This window comes from Actinacidiphila sp. bgisy144, from assembly GCF_057708105.1.
Genome location: NZ_JBYIRM010000027.1, coordinates 1 through 14,582, shown reverse-complemented (window position 1 = coordinate 14,582; position 14,582 = coordinate 1). Strand labels below are relative to the sequence as shown.

Sequence of the window (14,582 nt, the reverse complement as noted above, 5' to 3'; positions counted from 1 at the left end):
ATCCCGCAGGTCAGGGAACGATCATGGCCTCATTCGGGACGAAGAGGCCGTGGGTTCAAATCCCGCCACCCCGACTCCAAAGCAGCAGGCCAGGGCCCTGATCTTTCCGGATCAGGGCCCTGAGTCGTTCCCGGGCGCGGCTTGGGAACCATTGGGGAGCCAAACCCGAAAACCGGTTCCCCGGCGGAAGCGGCCCGACTCCAGCAGGGCCGGCCGGTCTTCCACTCGGAGAGAGCCCCCAGCACACCTTGGGACACGTGACCGAGCGGACCGCCGATGTCGCTGTCGCCCTGGACCCACCGATCGCCACCGACAAGGAACTCCGGCAGAACATCGTCGGCACCGCCGCACGGCTGGAGCCATACTGCGCGGCAGCCTCCGGACCCGGCTGGTAGAGAGAAAGGGTTCCGCGCGGAACAGCATCCAGTATCCGTTCGAGGCGCTGCGGGAGGTCGGCATCTCCAAGCCGACCGAGGACCGGGCGCGGCCGGCACCGGAGATCTTGGCCCGCGAGCCGGTGGCGGTGCGGTGCCCGGCCGGGTTGATGGGTCCCGCTACCGCAGGGGCGGCGGCACCGGGCCCCTTGAGCGGGTAGCCGGGTCGCATTGCCCAGTGCCATGGGCAGGTCGCACAGGGGTGCGGGTGTCTCCCCGGGTCACGGCCTACGGATCACCGGCACGGGGGGCTCGTTCCCCGGCCACGCGTCCGCGAGTTCGCGGCCTCCGGTCTCCACTCCGTGCCGGGCGGTCCCAGCGGTGGCCGGTCTCCTCGGAAGCGCGCAGCGCAGGGCGGACCGAGGACGGTTCACGCGGTGCCAGACGCGTGCGCGCGCAGCACCTGGAGGGCGGTGTCCAGTGCCCGTGCCAGCTTCTCGACCGACCGGGATGCCTGCATGAGCACGAGACCTCCCTGCACGATGGACAGCAGGGATGCCGCAAGCAGCCGCGCGTCCGTATCCGGCGCAAGGTCCCCGTTGCGGCGCATGGTGTCGATCCCGCGTGCCAGCGCGTCGCCCCACGCGTCGAACCCCGCCTCCATCAATTGCGCGGCGGCGGGATCGCTCTGCGCCATCTGTGCGACCAGTGAGCCCAGCGGGCACCCTCCGGCCCCGCCGCGAGCCGAATGCACCGCGATCAAGTGGGCGCGCCACCGCTGCCACGCCTCCCAGGAGTCCAGTGCGTTGAGCTCGGGGCCCTGGTCGTCCAGTGCCTGCCTGACCTGCCGTTCCACGACGGCCCTCAGCAACTCGGCCCGTCCGTCGGGGAAGTAGTGGGTGATCTGGCCATGGCTGGTGGAGCTCGCCGCCCGGACGTCGTTGATCCCCACCGACGTGAGGCCGCGCTCATAGATCAGCTTCGCGGCCGCGTCGACGATGCGGGATCGAGTAGCAGTTCCCTTCGCGGTCCACCGTTCGGACTCCACGCGGCGTCACCTCCCGTGCCGCAGCCCAGTCTAGCGACTTTTTTGGTGTTGCCATCCCAGAATCACGGCGGTACGTTTTCTGGGTAGGTTGACCCAGAAAACCTGAGGAGCAGTCATGCTCACGATCGACGTGCACACGCACTTCCTGCCGCAGCCCTACATCGACACCCTGATTCGCCATGGCATCAACTGGACCGGCGGAGTCGACCTCCCGCCGTGGACCCCGGAGGCCCACCTCCGCTTCATGGACGACTGGGGGATCGATGTCGGGGTGCTGTCCTGCCTGGCCGAGACCGGGGTCTACTTCGGAGACCAGCGGGAAGCCAACGAACTGGCCAGGAATGTCAACGACATCGGCGCCGACGTCGTCCGGCGCCATCCGAAGCGTTTCGGTGTGTTCGGCGCGGTTCCGCTGCCGGACGTGGACGCCGCCCTGGCCGAAGTGGACCACATCTACGACGACCTCGGCCTCGACGGGGTGTACCTGGTGTCGCAGGTGGACGGGGCCTACGTGGGGGACCCGAAGTGGGAGCCGGTTTACGCCGCCCTCGACAGGCGGGAAGCCACCGTCCTGCTCCACCCGGTCGAGCCGAAGCAGACCCCGGAACTGCCCTGGCAGCACTGGATAGGCGAGTACGTGTTCGACACCACGCGCGTCTTCATGACGCTCGTCTTCAACGGTGTGCTGGACCGCTATCCGCGCATCAACTGGATTCTGTCGCACGGCGGCGGCGCGGTGCCCTACCTCGGTCACCGACTCGCCGCCGCGCCCCGTGTGGTCGAGGCCTACCAGGAACTCGTCCGCCGCCCGATCTCCGCATACCTGCGTTCGGTCTACTACGACGTCGCAGTGGCTGATTCCCAGGTCCAGGTCAATACGATGGTCGACGCCGTCGGCACGGACCGCATGCTCTTCGGAACCGACTGGATCTACGCCGACAAACTGTTCGACCACACGCGGACCGGAGAGCACGACCTGACACAACTGCTCGGCGCCGGCGGCGCGCGTCGCGTCGCGGGGGACAACGCGCTGCGCATCCTTCCCCGCCTCGCGGAACGCCTCGAGGAACGCCTCGCGGAACGCCTCGAATCCGACCGGGGCTGACGGCAGTCACCGCATTCGGCGAAGTCCCGCCCGGGCAGGCCCACTCTCGCCATGGCAGGCGGGGCTCCGAAGCCGACGCCGCGGTCCGCCGGGGCGGACGCACCGACGCGGTGCTCCTGGGCCCCACGGCGCCCAGGAGCGCCGGCTGTGAGCCGTCCACCAAGAGCCGCTTCACGCCCCTGGCGCCCTGAAGGGTGCTCCGGAGGCAGCGAGCCAGGCTTCTTCTCCCGTCCGGGGTTACCTCTCCGTGCACCGAGGTGGCAATGCACTCCTCCCACTCCAAGCGACGCCGCCCTCCAGAACGCGTCGAAGACCACGATGTCCCGCGGCAGGAGGCACCTCCTCATCCCGTGAGCCCCACGATCACACTCCCCGCAAGACGCAGGGCACCAGCAGCCGGCTCGATCCTCACCGCCCTCTACGTGGTGGCGGCTGTCGTGGGAGCGGTCAGGGGCACGAGCGCAGCCACCCGGTGCGCCGCGCTGCTGCCGGCCATCGTCTCCGCGGTGCGCATTGCCCTGGCCGGCCGACGCCTGCGACGGTCCCGCGGCCCGCTCGGTCGCCGGCGCCGGTCGATCGCAACAGCTCCTTCTCCGCGAGGCGCCGCGCGCCGCCCGACGTCGAACGGTGAGCCGTCGCCGTACCGACTCCCTTGTCAGAGGCGGCCCTCGCAACGCTGTGCCCGTCAGGATGCAGACCCCAATGAGGGGGACTGACCCTTGCGCCGTCGTCATCCCCGGGCCGACTGCGGACGAACAGGTTCGTGGCGTCCTTCCTGCCCAGTACCGGTGAGGACTTGGACCCGGTGGCGTACTCGACGAAGGCGACTTCGAGCACATCCTCCAGCGGCTGAACGACGAGTAGTTGTCATACGTCCGCCGCGTGGAGGTCTGGGCCTTCCGGCGCGCGCACCGATACCGGGCTACGGGCCTTCCGGTCCCGGCCGGTAGTTCGGATTCGGCCGGAAGTCGCCGTAGATCTTCCCCCGTGTGTTGACCTGCCACGCTCCGATGATGGCCTCAGGGGGCACGTCCCCGTTCGGATCGTCGAACATGTCCCCGTCGATCTCGTAGACCCAGCCTCCCGGATTGGCCCTGGCCTCCTCGACCAACTCCGGCGGAAATTCCCGCCGGCCGGGCCTTTCCCTGCTGAACATCCCCATGCCGCGCCCCCTCTCGGGCGCCCAGGAGCTATGCACACCCGATCGCCCGCCCGAACCGCCCGGACCTGCCGGCCCCTGGCCCCTGCCCCTGCCCCTGCCCCTGCCCCCTGGCGCGACGCTGTCCGGCACGGTCGCCGTCACCGGAGTCGACCGGACCGCCGCGGGCTCTCGCTCGCCCGGCGGCAGGAGCCCTCGGACAACTCGCGCTGAGGTATAACCCCTCCGTGGTCACCCTTCCGCCTCATGCCGAACCAGCGGTGGCCGGTCGAGGATCTCGACGTACACGATCCGCCCGTGCACGACGTCCAGGTTCACCATGCCGCTGGACGGCAGGAGCGGGACGCAGCGGTGGCCCTCACCGTACGGCTGTCCTTCCGGATGATCAGCCGTACGGAGGCTCTGGCAGAAGTCGTCCCGGCAGCCGCACTCGCCGAAGAGCCGCAAATCCCAGGCGCAGGTGGCGAGTTCGCGCTCGCCCTCGGCTTCGAGCAGGGCAACCAGCTCGGCGACGAGGTCGGGGAAAACGATGCGGAGGAGCGGTCTGTCGTGGTCCACACCCGGAGGGTAGCCGGGGGCACGCCCGCCGGGCCCGCCCGTGGGCCGGGCCCGGTCCGGACGAAGGCACACCGGGCCGCTCCCGCCGCCGGGCCGAGCCCTGGCCACCGACCGAGGCGGGACACCGTGCGCCCGCTTTCGGCCCGTGACGCCGTCCTCGCTCACGGAGGAACGTTCCACCGGTCCACAAGGCGCCCAAGAGCAGTCGATCTTGGGCGAATCACGTGGTACGTTCTGTCACCAGTGAACTTAATAGAGTGACCCCGGCAGCGCGCCAACGCTCCGGGGTCCGGCACAAGGAGCCAACTCTCCCCATGCAGATCCATCGTAGCCGCCATACGCGCGGTTTCACGGTCCTGCCCAACACGGCGCTGCAAGACCGGCGGCTGTCGTACACCGCGCGCGGCCTGCTGGCCGACCTCCTCTCCCGCCCCGACGGCTGGCGCGAGGACGGCCGCCGCATGGCCGACACCAGTCCCCAGGGCCGCCTGGCCGTGGCGAAGGCCCTGCGCGAGCTGACCGCCTTCGGCTACTACCGCGTCGAGCGGGTGCGGCGCCCGGACGGCACCTTCGTCAGCCAGGCTCACGTGTACGACTCCCCGCAGGTGGGACCGGGTGCCGTACGTCCGGGCTCCGGTCGGCCGGCGGCCGATGACCGCGGTGCCAACCCCGTAAAGGACCGTGGGAAAGAACCCACCCTCCCCGCACAGCGGGGCCTCCCGTCCGTGCCTCTCGCTAAGGCCGAGGCCCAGACCGAGCCGTCGGACGCGACGGGCACCGAGGCGGCGGCCCTGCTCCACCGTGTGACCGCGGCGGAGCCGCGGCTGCGCCTCGGCGCGGCAGAGGCCATGACGCTCGCACCCCTGGTGACGCCTTGGCTGGAACGCGGCTTCGGCCCGCGTGACCTCGCCCCCGCCCTGCTCAGCGGCCTGCCCGAACGGGTCCACAGCGCGTCGGCCTTCCTGCGCGACCGCCTCACCCGCAAGCTGCCCCCGCCGCCGGAGCCGATCACCGCGCCGCCGCCGCAGCCCCGCTGGCACGAGTGCGGCAGTTGCGCGCGACCGAGCCCGTACGAAGGCATCTGCCGCACCTGCGCAGGAGTGGGCGCCCCACCGCCCGACCCCGTCGACGAGCGCGCCCGTACCGCCGCCCGGGGCCGAGCCCTGGTCCGCGCCGCCCTCGACAGCCGCCCGGGCGCGCTGACCGGCGCAAGCGCCTGACGTCCGCTCGGTACGCCCTCACGACGGCGCAACGGCCGCCTTCACGGATTGCAGGCGCCGGGGGGACGCCACATGCAGGAACGTTCGGCGGAACGCGAACCGGTGACCCCGTTGCGCGCTCGTCAAATATCCGCAAAGCCACAGGCTGTTCATGCTGGATCAGCCGGATTTGGCCTCAGCCGGGCGCACGGCCGGAGTAGTCAACTCCAACTGCCGTGCCTAGCCTGTCCCGTGCACATCCTGTGAAATCTCTGTGGGGGGACCGCGTGAAACACAGTCCGAATCGCCGTGCCACGGTGCTGACCGCAGTCGTCGGCGTGGCGATGGGCCTCGCGCTCGCCGGGGTCGGCACCGTCCCGGCGCAGGCAGACGACCAGCCGGTCATCGCCCTTCGGCAGATCGCGCCGGTCGCGGTTTCCCCGGCCACCCTGGCCGGGGTGTCGAAGACCGCGATGCCCTACCTCTCGTTCACGACCACGGCGAAGAGCCTGAGCACCAGCGCCACGCTGACGATCGACGTGACGCAGCTCTCCAAGATCGCGAACGTGACGTTCTCGGACAACTGCACGGTGGTCCAGCACGTCGCCAGCTGCGGGGAGTCGTTCTACTACGACGACCTGACCGGTGTCGGCACGATCGGCGCCGAGACCCAGATGACCGTGAGGGCGAAGGTCGGCGCTCCCGTCGGATCGTCCGCCGCGTACACGATCGGCGGCACCGCGGACAACGCGTCGATCGTCGGCGGCCAGGGCACGGTCGAGATCGGCGGCCCGGCCTTCGACCAGGCCCAGCCGGCGAACCTGACCGATCTCGCGGTCGGGTCGACCGTCAACAAGCCGGTGCGCTTCACCAACATCGGAGACCGCGCCGCCGACGGCACGCAGGTGCTGCTGTGGGCGTCCCCCGGGATCGGATTCGCCAAGCACTTCGGCAACTGCGAGTACAGCGCCGACGGCGGCCCCATGGTGGCGGAGATGGCGCTGTGCACCATCCCCGGACAGGTGCTGCCGGGAGAGAAGGCCGCGCTCGCGCCGGCCGTCCGGCTGAACGTCGAGTCGACCGCTTACTACACCTACCTGGACTCGATGATCGCGCCGGCCGGTGATCCGGGCATCCAGCAGTCCGCTTCAGGGCACCAGTGGACCCAAGGCACCGGCGGCCAACTGACGCTGAGGACCATCACGCCGGGAACCGCCAACGACGCGCCGTCCGGCGTCGTGTCGCTCTCCGAGCGCGGTACGCACGGCGACTACCGGATCACCAACCTGCAGGCCGCCAACACGGCGGACTTCTCGGTGTCCGGCGCAAGCGCCACCGCAGCCCAGGGCGACACCGTCACGCTGGACTTCGCCATGACCAACAACGGTCCCGCGACCATCTTCTACCGCAGCGGCGACATCGTCGGCACCGTCGACGTCCAACTGCCGCCGGGCACGTCGCCCGTCGGCTCCTCCGCCAACTGCCGAGAGCAGGGCAGCGGGTACCGCTGCTCGAACCAGAGCATCGTCTCGACGGCCGGCACTGTCACGGACTTCTCCCTCACCCTGCGCGTCGACCAGGTGATCCCTGGCGCCCAGGGCTCCGTCTCCATGGACTGGAGCCCGGGTGGGCAGCCGGCGTTCGACACGAACCCGTCGGACGACACGGCCGCACTCACCGTCAACTGACCCGTCCTCGCCTCCTCCCAATCGCGCAGCTCAGGACACTCGTCATGGAGGTTCGTAGCCGGCTGGAAGCCGACCCGGGATCACGGACGGGTTCCGGCACGGACGGGGCGGCGAGGTGGGGTTGCGTTCGGCGCCCGCCGACGCCCCGGTCAGACGGAGGGCTTACGGTCCGAGGAGGGCCAGATGTAGGGGAGGTCGGTCGGGGTGTCGGGGAAGTAGCGGCGGTAGTGTTCCGGGGCCCGGGTGACGAGGGCTGAGCGGTGGCTGAGGTGGAAGGCCGGGTCGCCGAGCCAGGGCGGGAGGTCGCCGTCCTCGGCGAGTTCGGCGGCGGTGCGGATGGAGCGGGTGGCGCGCGCCCGGGCCGGCAGGTCGTGCCGCAGGGTGTCCGCGCAGGTGTCGGCCCGCCCCGCGGCGGTCCACACCCGGCAGATCTCCAACCCGTAGCGCACCAGGGCCTCCTCGTACCCGGCCCACATGTGCACCGCGGGGTGGTGGCGCCAGCCGTACCCGGGCACGGTCAGGCCCCGCAGCACCTGGATGGCCTCGACCCGCTGCTTGCCGAGGCGGCGCGGGTCGAGCACGCCCGCCGTGGCCGCGAAGTCCGGGTAGGGGAGGAAAGTCTGCACCCGGTACGAGTAACCGCCCGGGCCCGCCGAACGCCCGCGACACGCCAGGCGCCGCCCCAGCGCCGCCCGAGCGCCTCCCTCGGGGCGTACCGTCCGAGGATGGACCGTGTCGACGTGCCGCGGGTGCTGGTGATCGGGCTCGATCCGTACCGGGTGCCCGGGCCGTGGGACCCGGAGCCGGCGGCACGGGCGATCCGGGCGGGGCTGGCGGAGTTCGACGCGCACGGCGTGGGCGTGCGTACCTGCCTCATCGGGCTCGACGGCAGCGATGACGTCGGCGCGGTGGTCGGGGAGGCGCTGCGCGCGCATCCGTGGGAGTGCGTCACCGTCGGCGGCGGCCTGCGGCACTCCGACGAGCAGGTCGAACTCCTGGAGCAGGTCGTCAACTTGATCCGGCGTTACGCGCCCGCTGCGGCCATCGCCTTCAACCGCTCCCCGGACACGACGTACGAGGCCGCGGCCCGTTGGATCGGGTGACGCCGGGGGCGGCGGGCCGACGGTGCGCACGGCCTCAGGGGAAGAGGGTGGAGCCGAGGGGGCGGTGGGGGGTGAAGCCGGGGAGGATCAGGAAGGTCCCGGTCGCGGTCGTGGTGGTGAAGGCGAGCAGCGCGTCGGAGTCGTCCATGCGGGCCAGGGTGCTGGTGAAGGTCCGCAACTCGTTCTGGAAGCTGATGAAGAGCAGGCCGGCGGCGGGCGCGTCGGTGCTGTAGGAGCGGCGCAGCATCAGGCCGGCGCCCACCGCGTTGGCGTTGGCGCGGCGGACGTGGGCGTCGGCGGGGATGAGGTAGCGCCCGTCGGGGGTCTTGGCGCCCAGCGACGGGTCGGCGGTGATGGCGCCGCCGGACAGCGGGGCGCCTGAGGTGCGGCGGCGGCCGAACACCGCTTCCTGCTCGGCGACGGACAGCGCGGCGAACCGCGGCAGGTCCAGTGCCATCCGCCGCACCACCGCGATGGTGCCGCCCGCGACCTGGGACGGGCCGGCCAGCCACAGGTTGCGCTGCTGCGCCTCGGCGGTGTGGGGCCCCACGATCCCGTCGATGAAGCCGAGCAGGTTGCGCGGCGCGGTGAGGGACTTGCCGACGGGGATGTTCGCGCCGCGGTGTGCGGACTGGCGCCAGCGTTCGCGCAGGCGGCTGCCGGCCTGCTCCAGGAGCGCGGTGGCGGCGACCGCGGGCAGCAGGGCGTCGCTCGCGCAGATCTGGAGCAGCAGGTCGCCACCGCGGGCACCGGCGGCGACCTGCTCGCGGGAGAAGCGGGGCAGGTCCGTGCCGCCGGGCAGGTCGGTGCCGCCGGGCAGGGCCGCGCCGGCCGTGCGGACCAGCCGGGGGCCGACGCCGACCGTCACGGTGAGGTCGCCCGGGGGCAGGCCGAGCAGCCGGGCGTCGGTGCCAGCGGTCAACGCGGCGACGGCGCGGCCGAGTTCGGCCAGCAGCGGGCCGGGGTCGGCCGCGGCGGTGAGGTCGGCGACCACGGCGAGCAGGTTGCCCTGGGCGGGCTGCGGGAGGGTGATGCCCGCCTGGTGGGTGCCGGTGGCCGGTACGGGCGCCGGGGTCGCCGCGGACGCGGTCTGCGCGTCCGGCGGTTCGGCGTCGTCGGACGCCCGGCCGGAACCGGAGTGGCCGGCGTCCGAGGTGCACCCCGCGGTGAGCCCGAGCGCCACCATCGCCCCGGTGGCGTCGAGGAACCTGCGGCGTGACGGCTGGTGATCGGGCGGGCGCATGATGTGCAGAGTGCCATACCCGCCGCCGCCGCGCCCGCCGATGTCCCAACGACTGCCGCGACCGCCCACGCGCCGTCAATTTTGCTATCTACGCGATGCGTTGGCGGCCCGTGCCAGACTGAGCGCATGCCTCGATTAGCTCTTCGCGTGGCCGCGGCGCTGCTGGGCGGCACCCTGGCACTCCTCGCCGGTTGCAGCAGCGGCGGTGCCCACGGCGGCGGTTCCACGGGCAAGGGCAAGAGCAGCGGCAAGAGCGCGCCCGAGGGCACGCGGCCCCCCGGCGCGCACGTCACGATCCACGTACCGGCCGACGCCCCGACGATCTCGGACGCGGTGTCCCTGGCCCGCTCCGGCGACCTGGTCCTGGTCTCCCCCGGCGTCTACCACGAGTCGGTGCGCATCGACACCGCGCGCGTCACGCTGCGCGGGGAGAACCGGCAGAAGGTCGTCATCGATGGCCGGTTGCAGCAGGCCAACGGTGTCGTCGTGGCCGCGCCCGGGGTCGCGGTGGAGAACCTCACCGTGGAGAACAACACGCAGAACGGGGTGCTGGTCACCGGTTCCGCGCGGGCGGTGGCAGGGCTGCCCGGCCAGAGCGGCGGCTACGACACCGGCGACGAACCGGTGAAGTTCCTCAGCTCTTTCCTGGTCTCCTACGTGACCGCGACCCGCAACGGGCTCTACGGCATCTACGCGTTCTCCGCGCAGAACGGCGTGATCGAGCACTCCTACGCCTCGGGCGGCGCCGACTCCGGGATCTACGTCGGGCAGTGCAAGCCGTGCCAGGTCGTCGTACGGGACAACGTCGCCGAGCTCAACGCGGTCGGCTACGAGGGCACCAACGCTAGCGGCGACATGTACGTGGTGGGCAACCGCCTCGTCGGCAACCGGGTCGGCCTGACCACGGACTCCGACCACCAGGAGAAGCTGCTCCCGCAGCGCGGCGCCGTCGTGGCGGGGAACCTGATCGCGGACAACCAGCAGCCCGGCACACCCGAACAGGCCGACGGCGGCTGGGGGATCGGCATCGGCGTGGACGGCGGCAGCGGCAACCAGTTCGTCCGCAACCGGATCACCGGCAACGCCGACGCCGGGCTGGTGATCACCGCGACCGCCGACCTGCCGCCGAACGGCAACCGGATCACGGACAACACGTTCACCGGCAACGGCCTCGACGTGGGCTGGACGTTCCCCAACGCCACCCGCGGGCAGGGCAATTGCCTGCGCGGCAACACCCTGCACACGACCGTGCCCGCGCGGATCGCGACCACGGCGTCCTGCCCGCTGCCGGCCAAGTCCGCGACCCCGTACGGCACATGGCAGGCGCCGACGGCGCCCGCGGGCATCCCGTTCACCGAGGTGGCCGCGCCCGGCCCGCAGCCGCAGTTCCCGCACGCCACCACCGCGGGCGCCACCGTCGTACCGGCCGTGCCGGCGCTGCCGACCACCGCGGACATCCCGCTGCCGCCCCTGTCGCTACTCGCCACCGGGGCGCGGGTCCAGGCCGGCTAGCCGGGACGTAGCCGCTCAACTCGACGCCTACGACGCCGCGTTCGGGGTCACCAGGCGACGAAGGAACGAGGCGACGAAGGAACGACGCTACGAGGACGGCGTCGGCGTGACCCCGGGCAGCGGTCGCACCGCGACGTAAGGGTGCGTGTCGAAGTCGACGACCACCGGCTGCGGTTCGGACGCCAGGTCCGCCCGTACCCGGTACATCGTCCCGTCCGAGCCGACCCAGTACCGTACGGCGCCCGAAGCGCCGGGCGCCGACGCGGACTTCGGGCCGGACATGACGACGACCCGGTGGCCGCGCACCTCGTCCTGGCCGAGGCGGGCGGCGCCGTTCTGGGGGAGCAGCTCCGCGTTGTCGGGCCGGTCGCTGCCGAGGCCGAGCGCGATGGTCAGCGCGCTGTCCAGCGAGCTGCCGGCCGTCGTCACCGGGCGGCGGTACCAGCCGGAGGTCGGCGGCGAACTCGGCGCCGTAGCAGGGGCGTTCGTCATGGGCAGGATGAGGACGGCGGTGGACGACCACTCGATCAGGCCGTCGCTGGAGGTGTCGCGGCCGGTGCCGCGCACCACCCCGTAGCCGACCTTCGCGCGGTAGTCGACGGCCCCGGTGACGGTGAGCCCGCCGCCGGTGCTCGGCACGGTGATCGTCAACGCGCGGCCGCCCGCCTGGTAGTTGCGGAAGCGGGTGATCGCCAGCCGGTTCGCCTCGTCCGCGGTCAGCGCGCGCCGGCCGGAGTCACCGCTCTTGCCGCCACCACCGCCACCACCGCTGCCGCTGCCGACCAGGACGAAAGCGGCCGTCCCGGCCGCCACCAGGGCGAGCGCGGCGGCCGCCCAGCGTAACCGCGGCCGTCGGCGGCGGGCCGCCGTACCCCGCGGGAGACCTCGGCTGCTCCGCAAGCTCCTCACGCGGCGCGATGCTAACAGGAACCGGAAACCGGGCCATGGAGACTCAGCGTTTCCAGGACATGACGGTGCGTCAACTTGTAACGTGGCCTGTGAGATCACTGTGGCGGCGCCGACCGTCGGCACCGACCTGGGGACGACCAAAGGGAATGCCATGCCATTACACAGGCTGGTGCGGGTGGGGCTGTCCGGCCTCCTGCTTCTGGGCACCGCCACCGGCGCAGTCGTGACGGGCGCCGGCACCGCCGGCGCCGCGACCTCCGACGGCACACTGACCGTCGAGGTGCTGCGGGACTTCCTCGGCACCGGCGTGATCAACGCCACCACCGACGTACCGCAGCGGGGCATGAAAGTCGACGTGGCCGACGCCTCCGGCCACCACGTCACCGGGACCACGGACGCGACCGGGAAGGTCGTGGTGGCGCCGTCGTCCAAGCTGACCGGCGGCCGCTACCGCGTGGACGTCAGCGTCCCGTCACCGTACAGCGACTACCTCCAGGCGGCGCCCGCCTCGACCGCGGCGAACCACTTCGACAGCTTCACCAGCTTCGTGGACCTCACTGGCGGCAAGGACGCCTCGGTCATCACCGGAGTCTGGGACGCGGCCGACTACACGCTGCCGGACTCCCGCTACTTCGTGCCGGTCCAGAACGGCGCGGGCGGCACCGACACCCAGGCGCTGGTGTCCTTCGGCACCACCGCGCGGGGCACCTGCCCCACCGACTCCTCCTGCCCGACCACCCTGGACACGCAGTCCGAGGTCGGCACCACCTACGGGCTGGCGTACGACCGGTACCGCGGCCGGCTCTTCCAGAGCTCGTTCGCCCGCCGCTACGCCCCGTACGGGCCCGACGGCGGCAACGCGATCTACACCGTGCCGGTCGACGGCGGCAGCGCGCAGCTCTTCGCGAAGGTGCCCGGCGCCGCCGTGACGCCCCACGACAGCAGCAACATGATCAAGGACGCCGGGTTCACCCAGGCGCCGGGCAAGGAGAGCATCGGCGGGCTGGCCCTGTCGGAGGACGGCTCCACGCTCTACGCGGTCAACCTGCTGACCCGCACCCTGGTGAGCTTCGACGCGACCGGCAGCACCGCGGGCGCGCCCGAGGCGACGGTGCCGATCCCGGACCCGGGCTGCGCCGGCGCCGGCGACTGGCGGCCGTTCGCCCTCGCCGTCCGCGACAACACGCTGTACGTCGGCGGCGTGTGCGACGCGGAGAGCACCCAGCAGCGCTCCGACCTGAAGGCGGTCGTCGCCCGTTACGACGGCAAGCGGTTCTCCACGGTGCTGACGCAGCCGCTCGACGCCGAGCGCGGGAAGGTCTTCGTCGGCGTCCAGACCGACGCGTCCACCCACTGGAACCCGTGGAACACCGACCTGGCCAGCTGGGACCAGCGGGCGGCGTCGGGCACCACCTTCATCGACCCGCAGCCGGAGCTGTCCGGCCTGGCCTTCGCCAACGACGGCTCCATGGTGCTGGGCTTCCGCGACCGGTTCATGGACGTGCTCAGCGCGAAGGGCCTGGACCCGCGGCCGCTGAACAACACGGCGGAGTTCGGCATGTCCGGCGGCGACATCGACATGGCGTGCGCCGACGGCTCCGGCGGGTACGCCTGGGAAGGCACCGGCGACTGCCCCGACCACGCCACCGCCGCCAACGACGACAACGAGGACAGCGGCGTCGTGGAGTACTTCCCCGGTGACTACTTCGCCGGCGGGCACCAGGAGACCGCGCTCGGGGCCGTCGCCCACATCGCGCGCGAACAGTCCGTCGTCAGCACCGAGTTCGACCCGGCGACCCACGTCGAGACGGCCGGCACCGGCTACTACGACCTGACCACGGGACTCGGCCCGGGCAACGACACCAGCGCCAACGCCTACCAGTTCGTCGGCCAGGAGGAGAACGGCTTCGGCAAAGCGGGCGGCCTCGGCGACATCGCGTACGCCGCGGCGAACGCGCCGATCCAGATCGGCAACGTGGTCTGGTACGACGGCGACCACAACGGCATCCAGGACGCCGGCCAGGTGCTGCTGCCGGGCGCGACGATCAACCTGCTCGACGCCCACGGCAAGCAGGTCGCCACGACCACGACCGACGCCGACGGCGAGTACTACTTCGGCGGGGCCGACGCGGACTACCAGTTGACGCCGGGCGCCAAGTACACCGTGGAGTTCGACGTCTGCACCGCCGACACCAGCGACGTGCCGGGCACGCCCGGGGCCGCCGAACTGCGCTTCACCCTCCCGAAGGCCGGCTCCGACCGGGCCCACGACTCCAACGTGGTCCCGCCCACCAGCGGCAAGCTGTGCGACGGCACCGCGCCGGTGACCGCGCCGGCGAAGGCCGGGGGCGTCGACCACACCATCGACGCGGGCGTCTACGTCCCGTCGAAGACGCCGCCGCCGACCTCACCGCCGCCGACGTCCTCCGCTCCCACCTCCGCGCCCACCACGGGCCCGGCGCCCTCCAACCCGGCCCAGCAGGCCTCCGGTTCGGGCACCCTCGCGGACACCGGCCTGTCCGGTGTCGCCGAGATCCTGGCGGTCGTCGCCCTCCTGGTGGGCTCGGGCGCGGTGTTCGCCTATGTGAGCCGCAAGCGCCGCATCACCCACTGATCCCTGAACCCCTCGACCGCCGCGGGGGGGGGGGGGGCACAAAAGAAACAACCCCCACAACAGGGTTCGA

Annotated in this window: 13 protein-coding genes; 7 read left to right on the top strand and 6 right to left on the bottom strand. The window is 72.0% G+C overall.

Translation table 11 applies throughout. The features are described 5' to 3' along the window. Positions 1-257 precede the first annotated feature (257 nt). Positions 258-395, top strand: coding sequence for a hypothetical protein (locus AC3EVP_RS26805; RefSeq protein WP_435134049.1), 138 nt, complete (start codon positions 258-260; stop codon positions 393-395). Positions 396-804: 409 nt separating this feature from the next. On the opposite strand, the gene AC3EVP_RS26800 is transcribed toward AC3EVP_RS26805, so the two are convergent. Beyond that, the gene (locus AC3EVP_RS26800) at positions 805-1,422 is read right to left on the bottom strand and encodes a TetR/AcrR family transcriptional regulator (RefSeq protein ID WP_435134047.1); all 618 of its coding nucleotides are present in this window, start codon (positions 1,420-1,422) and stop codon (positions 805-807) included. Between the two features lie 115 nt (positions 1,423-1,537). Between AC3EVP_RS26800 and AC3EVP_RS26795 the strand changes: the two genes are divergently transcribed. Further along, the gene (locus AC3EVP_RS26795; protein WP_435134044.1) at positions 1,538-2,527 is read left to right on the top strand and encodes an amidohydrolase family protein; all 990 of its coding nucleotides are present in this window, start codon (positions 1,538-1,540) and stop codon (positions 2,525-2,527) included. A gap of 922 nt (positions 2,528-3,449) precedes the next feature. On the opposite strand, the gene AC3EVP_RS26790 is transcribed toward AC3EVP_RS26795, so the two are convergent. Then, positions 3,450-3,689 carry a hypothetical protein gene (locus AC3EVP_RS26790; RefSeq protein WP_435134041.1) on the bottom strand — a complete coding sequence of 80 codons (240 nt, stop codon included), beginning with the start codon at positions 3,687-3,689 and terminating at the stop codon, positions 3,450-3,452. A gap of 228 nt (positions 3,690-3,917) precedes the next feature. After that, complete coding sequence (locus AC3EVP_RS26785; RefSeq protein ID WP_435134039.1) at positions 3,918-4,244, bottom strand: hypothetical protein; 327 nt, start codon at positions 4,242-4,244, stop codon at positions 3,918-3,920. A gap of 314 nt (positions 4,245-4,558) precedes the next feature. Here AC3EVP_RS26785 and AC3EVP_RS26780 point away from each other — a divergent pair, with 314 nt between their 5' ends. After that, the gene (locus tag AC3EVP_RS26780; RefSeq protein ID WP_435134037.1) at positions 4,559-5,464 is read left to right on the top strand and encodes a hypothetical protein; all 906 of its coding nucleotides are present in this window, start codon (positions 4,559-4,561) and stop codon (positions 5,462-5,464) included. A 296-nt stretch (positions 5,465-5,760) separates the two neighbouring features. Beyond that, the gene (locus AC3EVP_RS26775; RefSeq protein WP_435134035.1) at positions 5,761-7,131 is read left to right on the top strand and encodes a hypothetical protein; all 1,371 of its coding nucleotides are present in this window, start codon (positions 5,761-5,763) and stop codon (positions 7,129-7,131) included. A 149-nt stretch (positions 7,132-7,280) separates the two neighbouring features. Here the strand turns inward: AC3EVP_RS26775 and AC3EVP_RS26770 are convergent, their stop codons facing one another. Then, complete coding sequence (locus AC3EVP_RS26770) at positions 7,281-7,757, bottom strand: MSMEG_6728 family protein (RefSeq protein ID WP_335982366.1); 477 nt, start codon at positions 7,755-7,757, stop codon at positions 7,281-7,283. A gap of 99 nt (positions 7,758-7,856) precedes the next feature. Here AC3EVP_RS26770 and AC3EVP_RS26765 point away from each other — a divergent pair, with 99 nt between their 5' ends. Next, entirely contained in the window at positions 7,857-8,234 is a 378-nt protein-coding gene (locus AC3EVP_RS26765) for a hypothetical protein (protein WP_435134032.1), read from the top strand. A gap of 34 nt (positions 8,235-8,268) precedes the next feature. Here AC3EVP_RS26765 and AC3EVP_RS26760 read toward each other — a convergent pair whose 3' ends face one another. Beyond that, positions 8,269-9,477 (bottom strand): Dyp-type peroxidase, encoded by a 1,209-nt coding sequence (locus tag AC3EVP_RS26760; protein WP_435134029.1) that lies wholly within the window; start codon positions 9,475-9,477, stop codon positions 8,269-8,271. A 126-nt stretch (positions 9,478-9,603) separates the two neighbouring features. Between AC3EVP_RS26760 and AC3EVP_RS26755 the strand changes: the two genes are divergently transcribed. Beyond that, the gene (locus AC3EVP_RS26755; protein ID WP_435134027.1) at positions 9,604-10,989 is read left to right on the top strand and encodes a right-handed parallel beta-helix repeat-containing protein; all 1,386 of its coding nucleotides are present in this window, start codon (positions 9,604-9,606) and stop codon (positions 10,987-10,989) included. A gap of 87 nt (positions 10,990-11,076) precedes the next feature. Here AC3EVP_RS26755 and AC3EVP_RS26750 read toward each other — a convergent pair whose 3' ends face one another. Continuing rightward, positions 11,077-11,775, bottom strand: coding sequence for a hypothetical protein (locus AC3EVP_RS26750; protein ID WP_435134199.1), 699 nt, complete (start codon positions 11,773-11,775; stop codon positions 11,077-11,079). Positions 11,776-12,049: 274 nt separating this feature from the next. Between AC3EVP_RS26750 and AC3EVP_RS26745 the strand changes: the two genes are divergently transcribed. After that, positions 12,050-14,512, top strand: a complete 2,463-nt coding sequence (locus tag AC3EVP_RS26745; RefSeq protein ID WP_435134024.1) for an SdrD B-like domain-containing protein — start codon at positions 12,050-12,052, stop codon at positions 14,510-14,512. Positions 14,513-14,582: the final 70 nt, after the last annotated feature.

Bases quoted from the DNA above. Each gene is read 5' to 3' on its own strand.
- AC3EVP_RS26795 (WP_435134044.1), top strand. From the start codon at position 1,538: ATGCTCACGATCGACGTGCACACGCACTTCCTGCCGCAGCCCTACATC.
- AC3EVP_RS26790 (WP_435134041.1), bottom strand. From the start codon at position 3,689: ATGGGGATGTTCAGCAGGGAAAGGCCCGGCCGGCGGGAATTTCCGCCG.
- AC3EVP_RS26780 (WP_435134037.1), top strand. From the start codon at position 4,559: ATGCAGATCCATCGTAGCCGCCATACGCGCGGTTTCACGGTCCTGCCC.
- AC3EVP_RS26765 (WP_435134032.1), top strand. From the start codon at position 7,857: ATGGACCGTGTCGACGTGCCGCGGGTGCTGGTGATCGGGCTCGATCCG.
- AC3EVP_RS26760 (WP_435134029.1), bottom strand. From the start codon at position 9,477: ATGCGCCCGCCCGATCACCAGCCGTCACGCCGCAGGTTCCTCGACGCC.
- AC3EVP_RS26755 (WP_435134027.1), top strand. From the start codon at position 9,604: ATGCCTCGATTAGCTCTTCGCGTGGCCGCGGCGCTGCTGGGCGGCACC.
- AC3EVP_RS26745 (WP_435134024.1), top strand. From the start codon at position 12,050: ATGCCATTACACAGGCTGGTGCGGGTGGGGCTGTCCGGCCTCCTGCTT.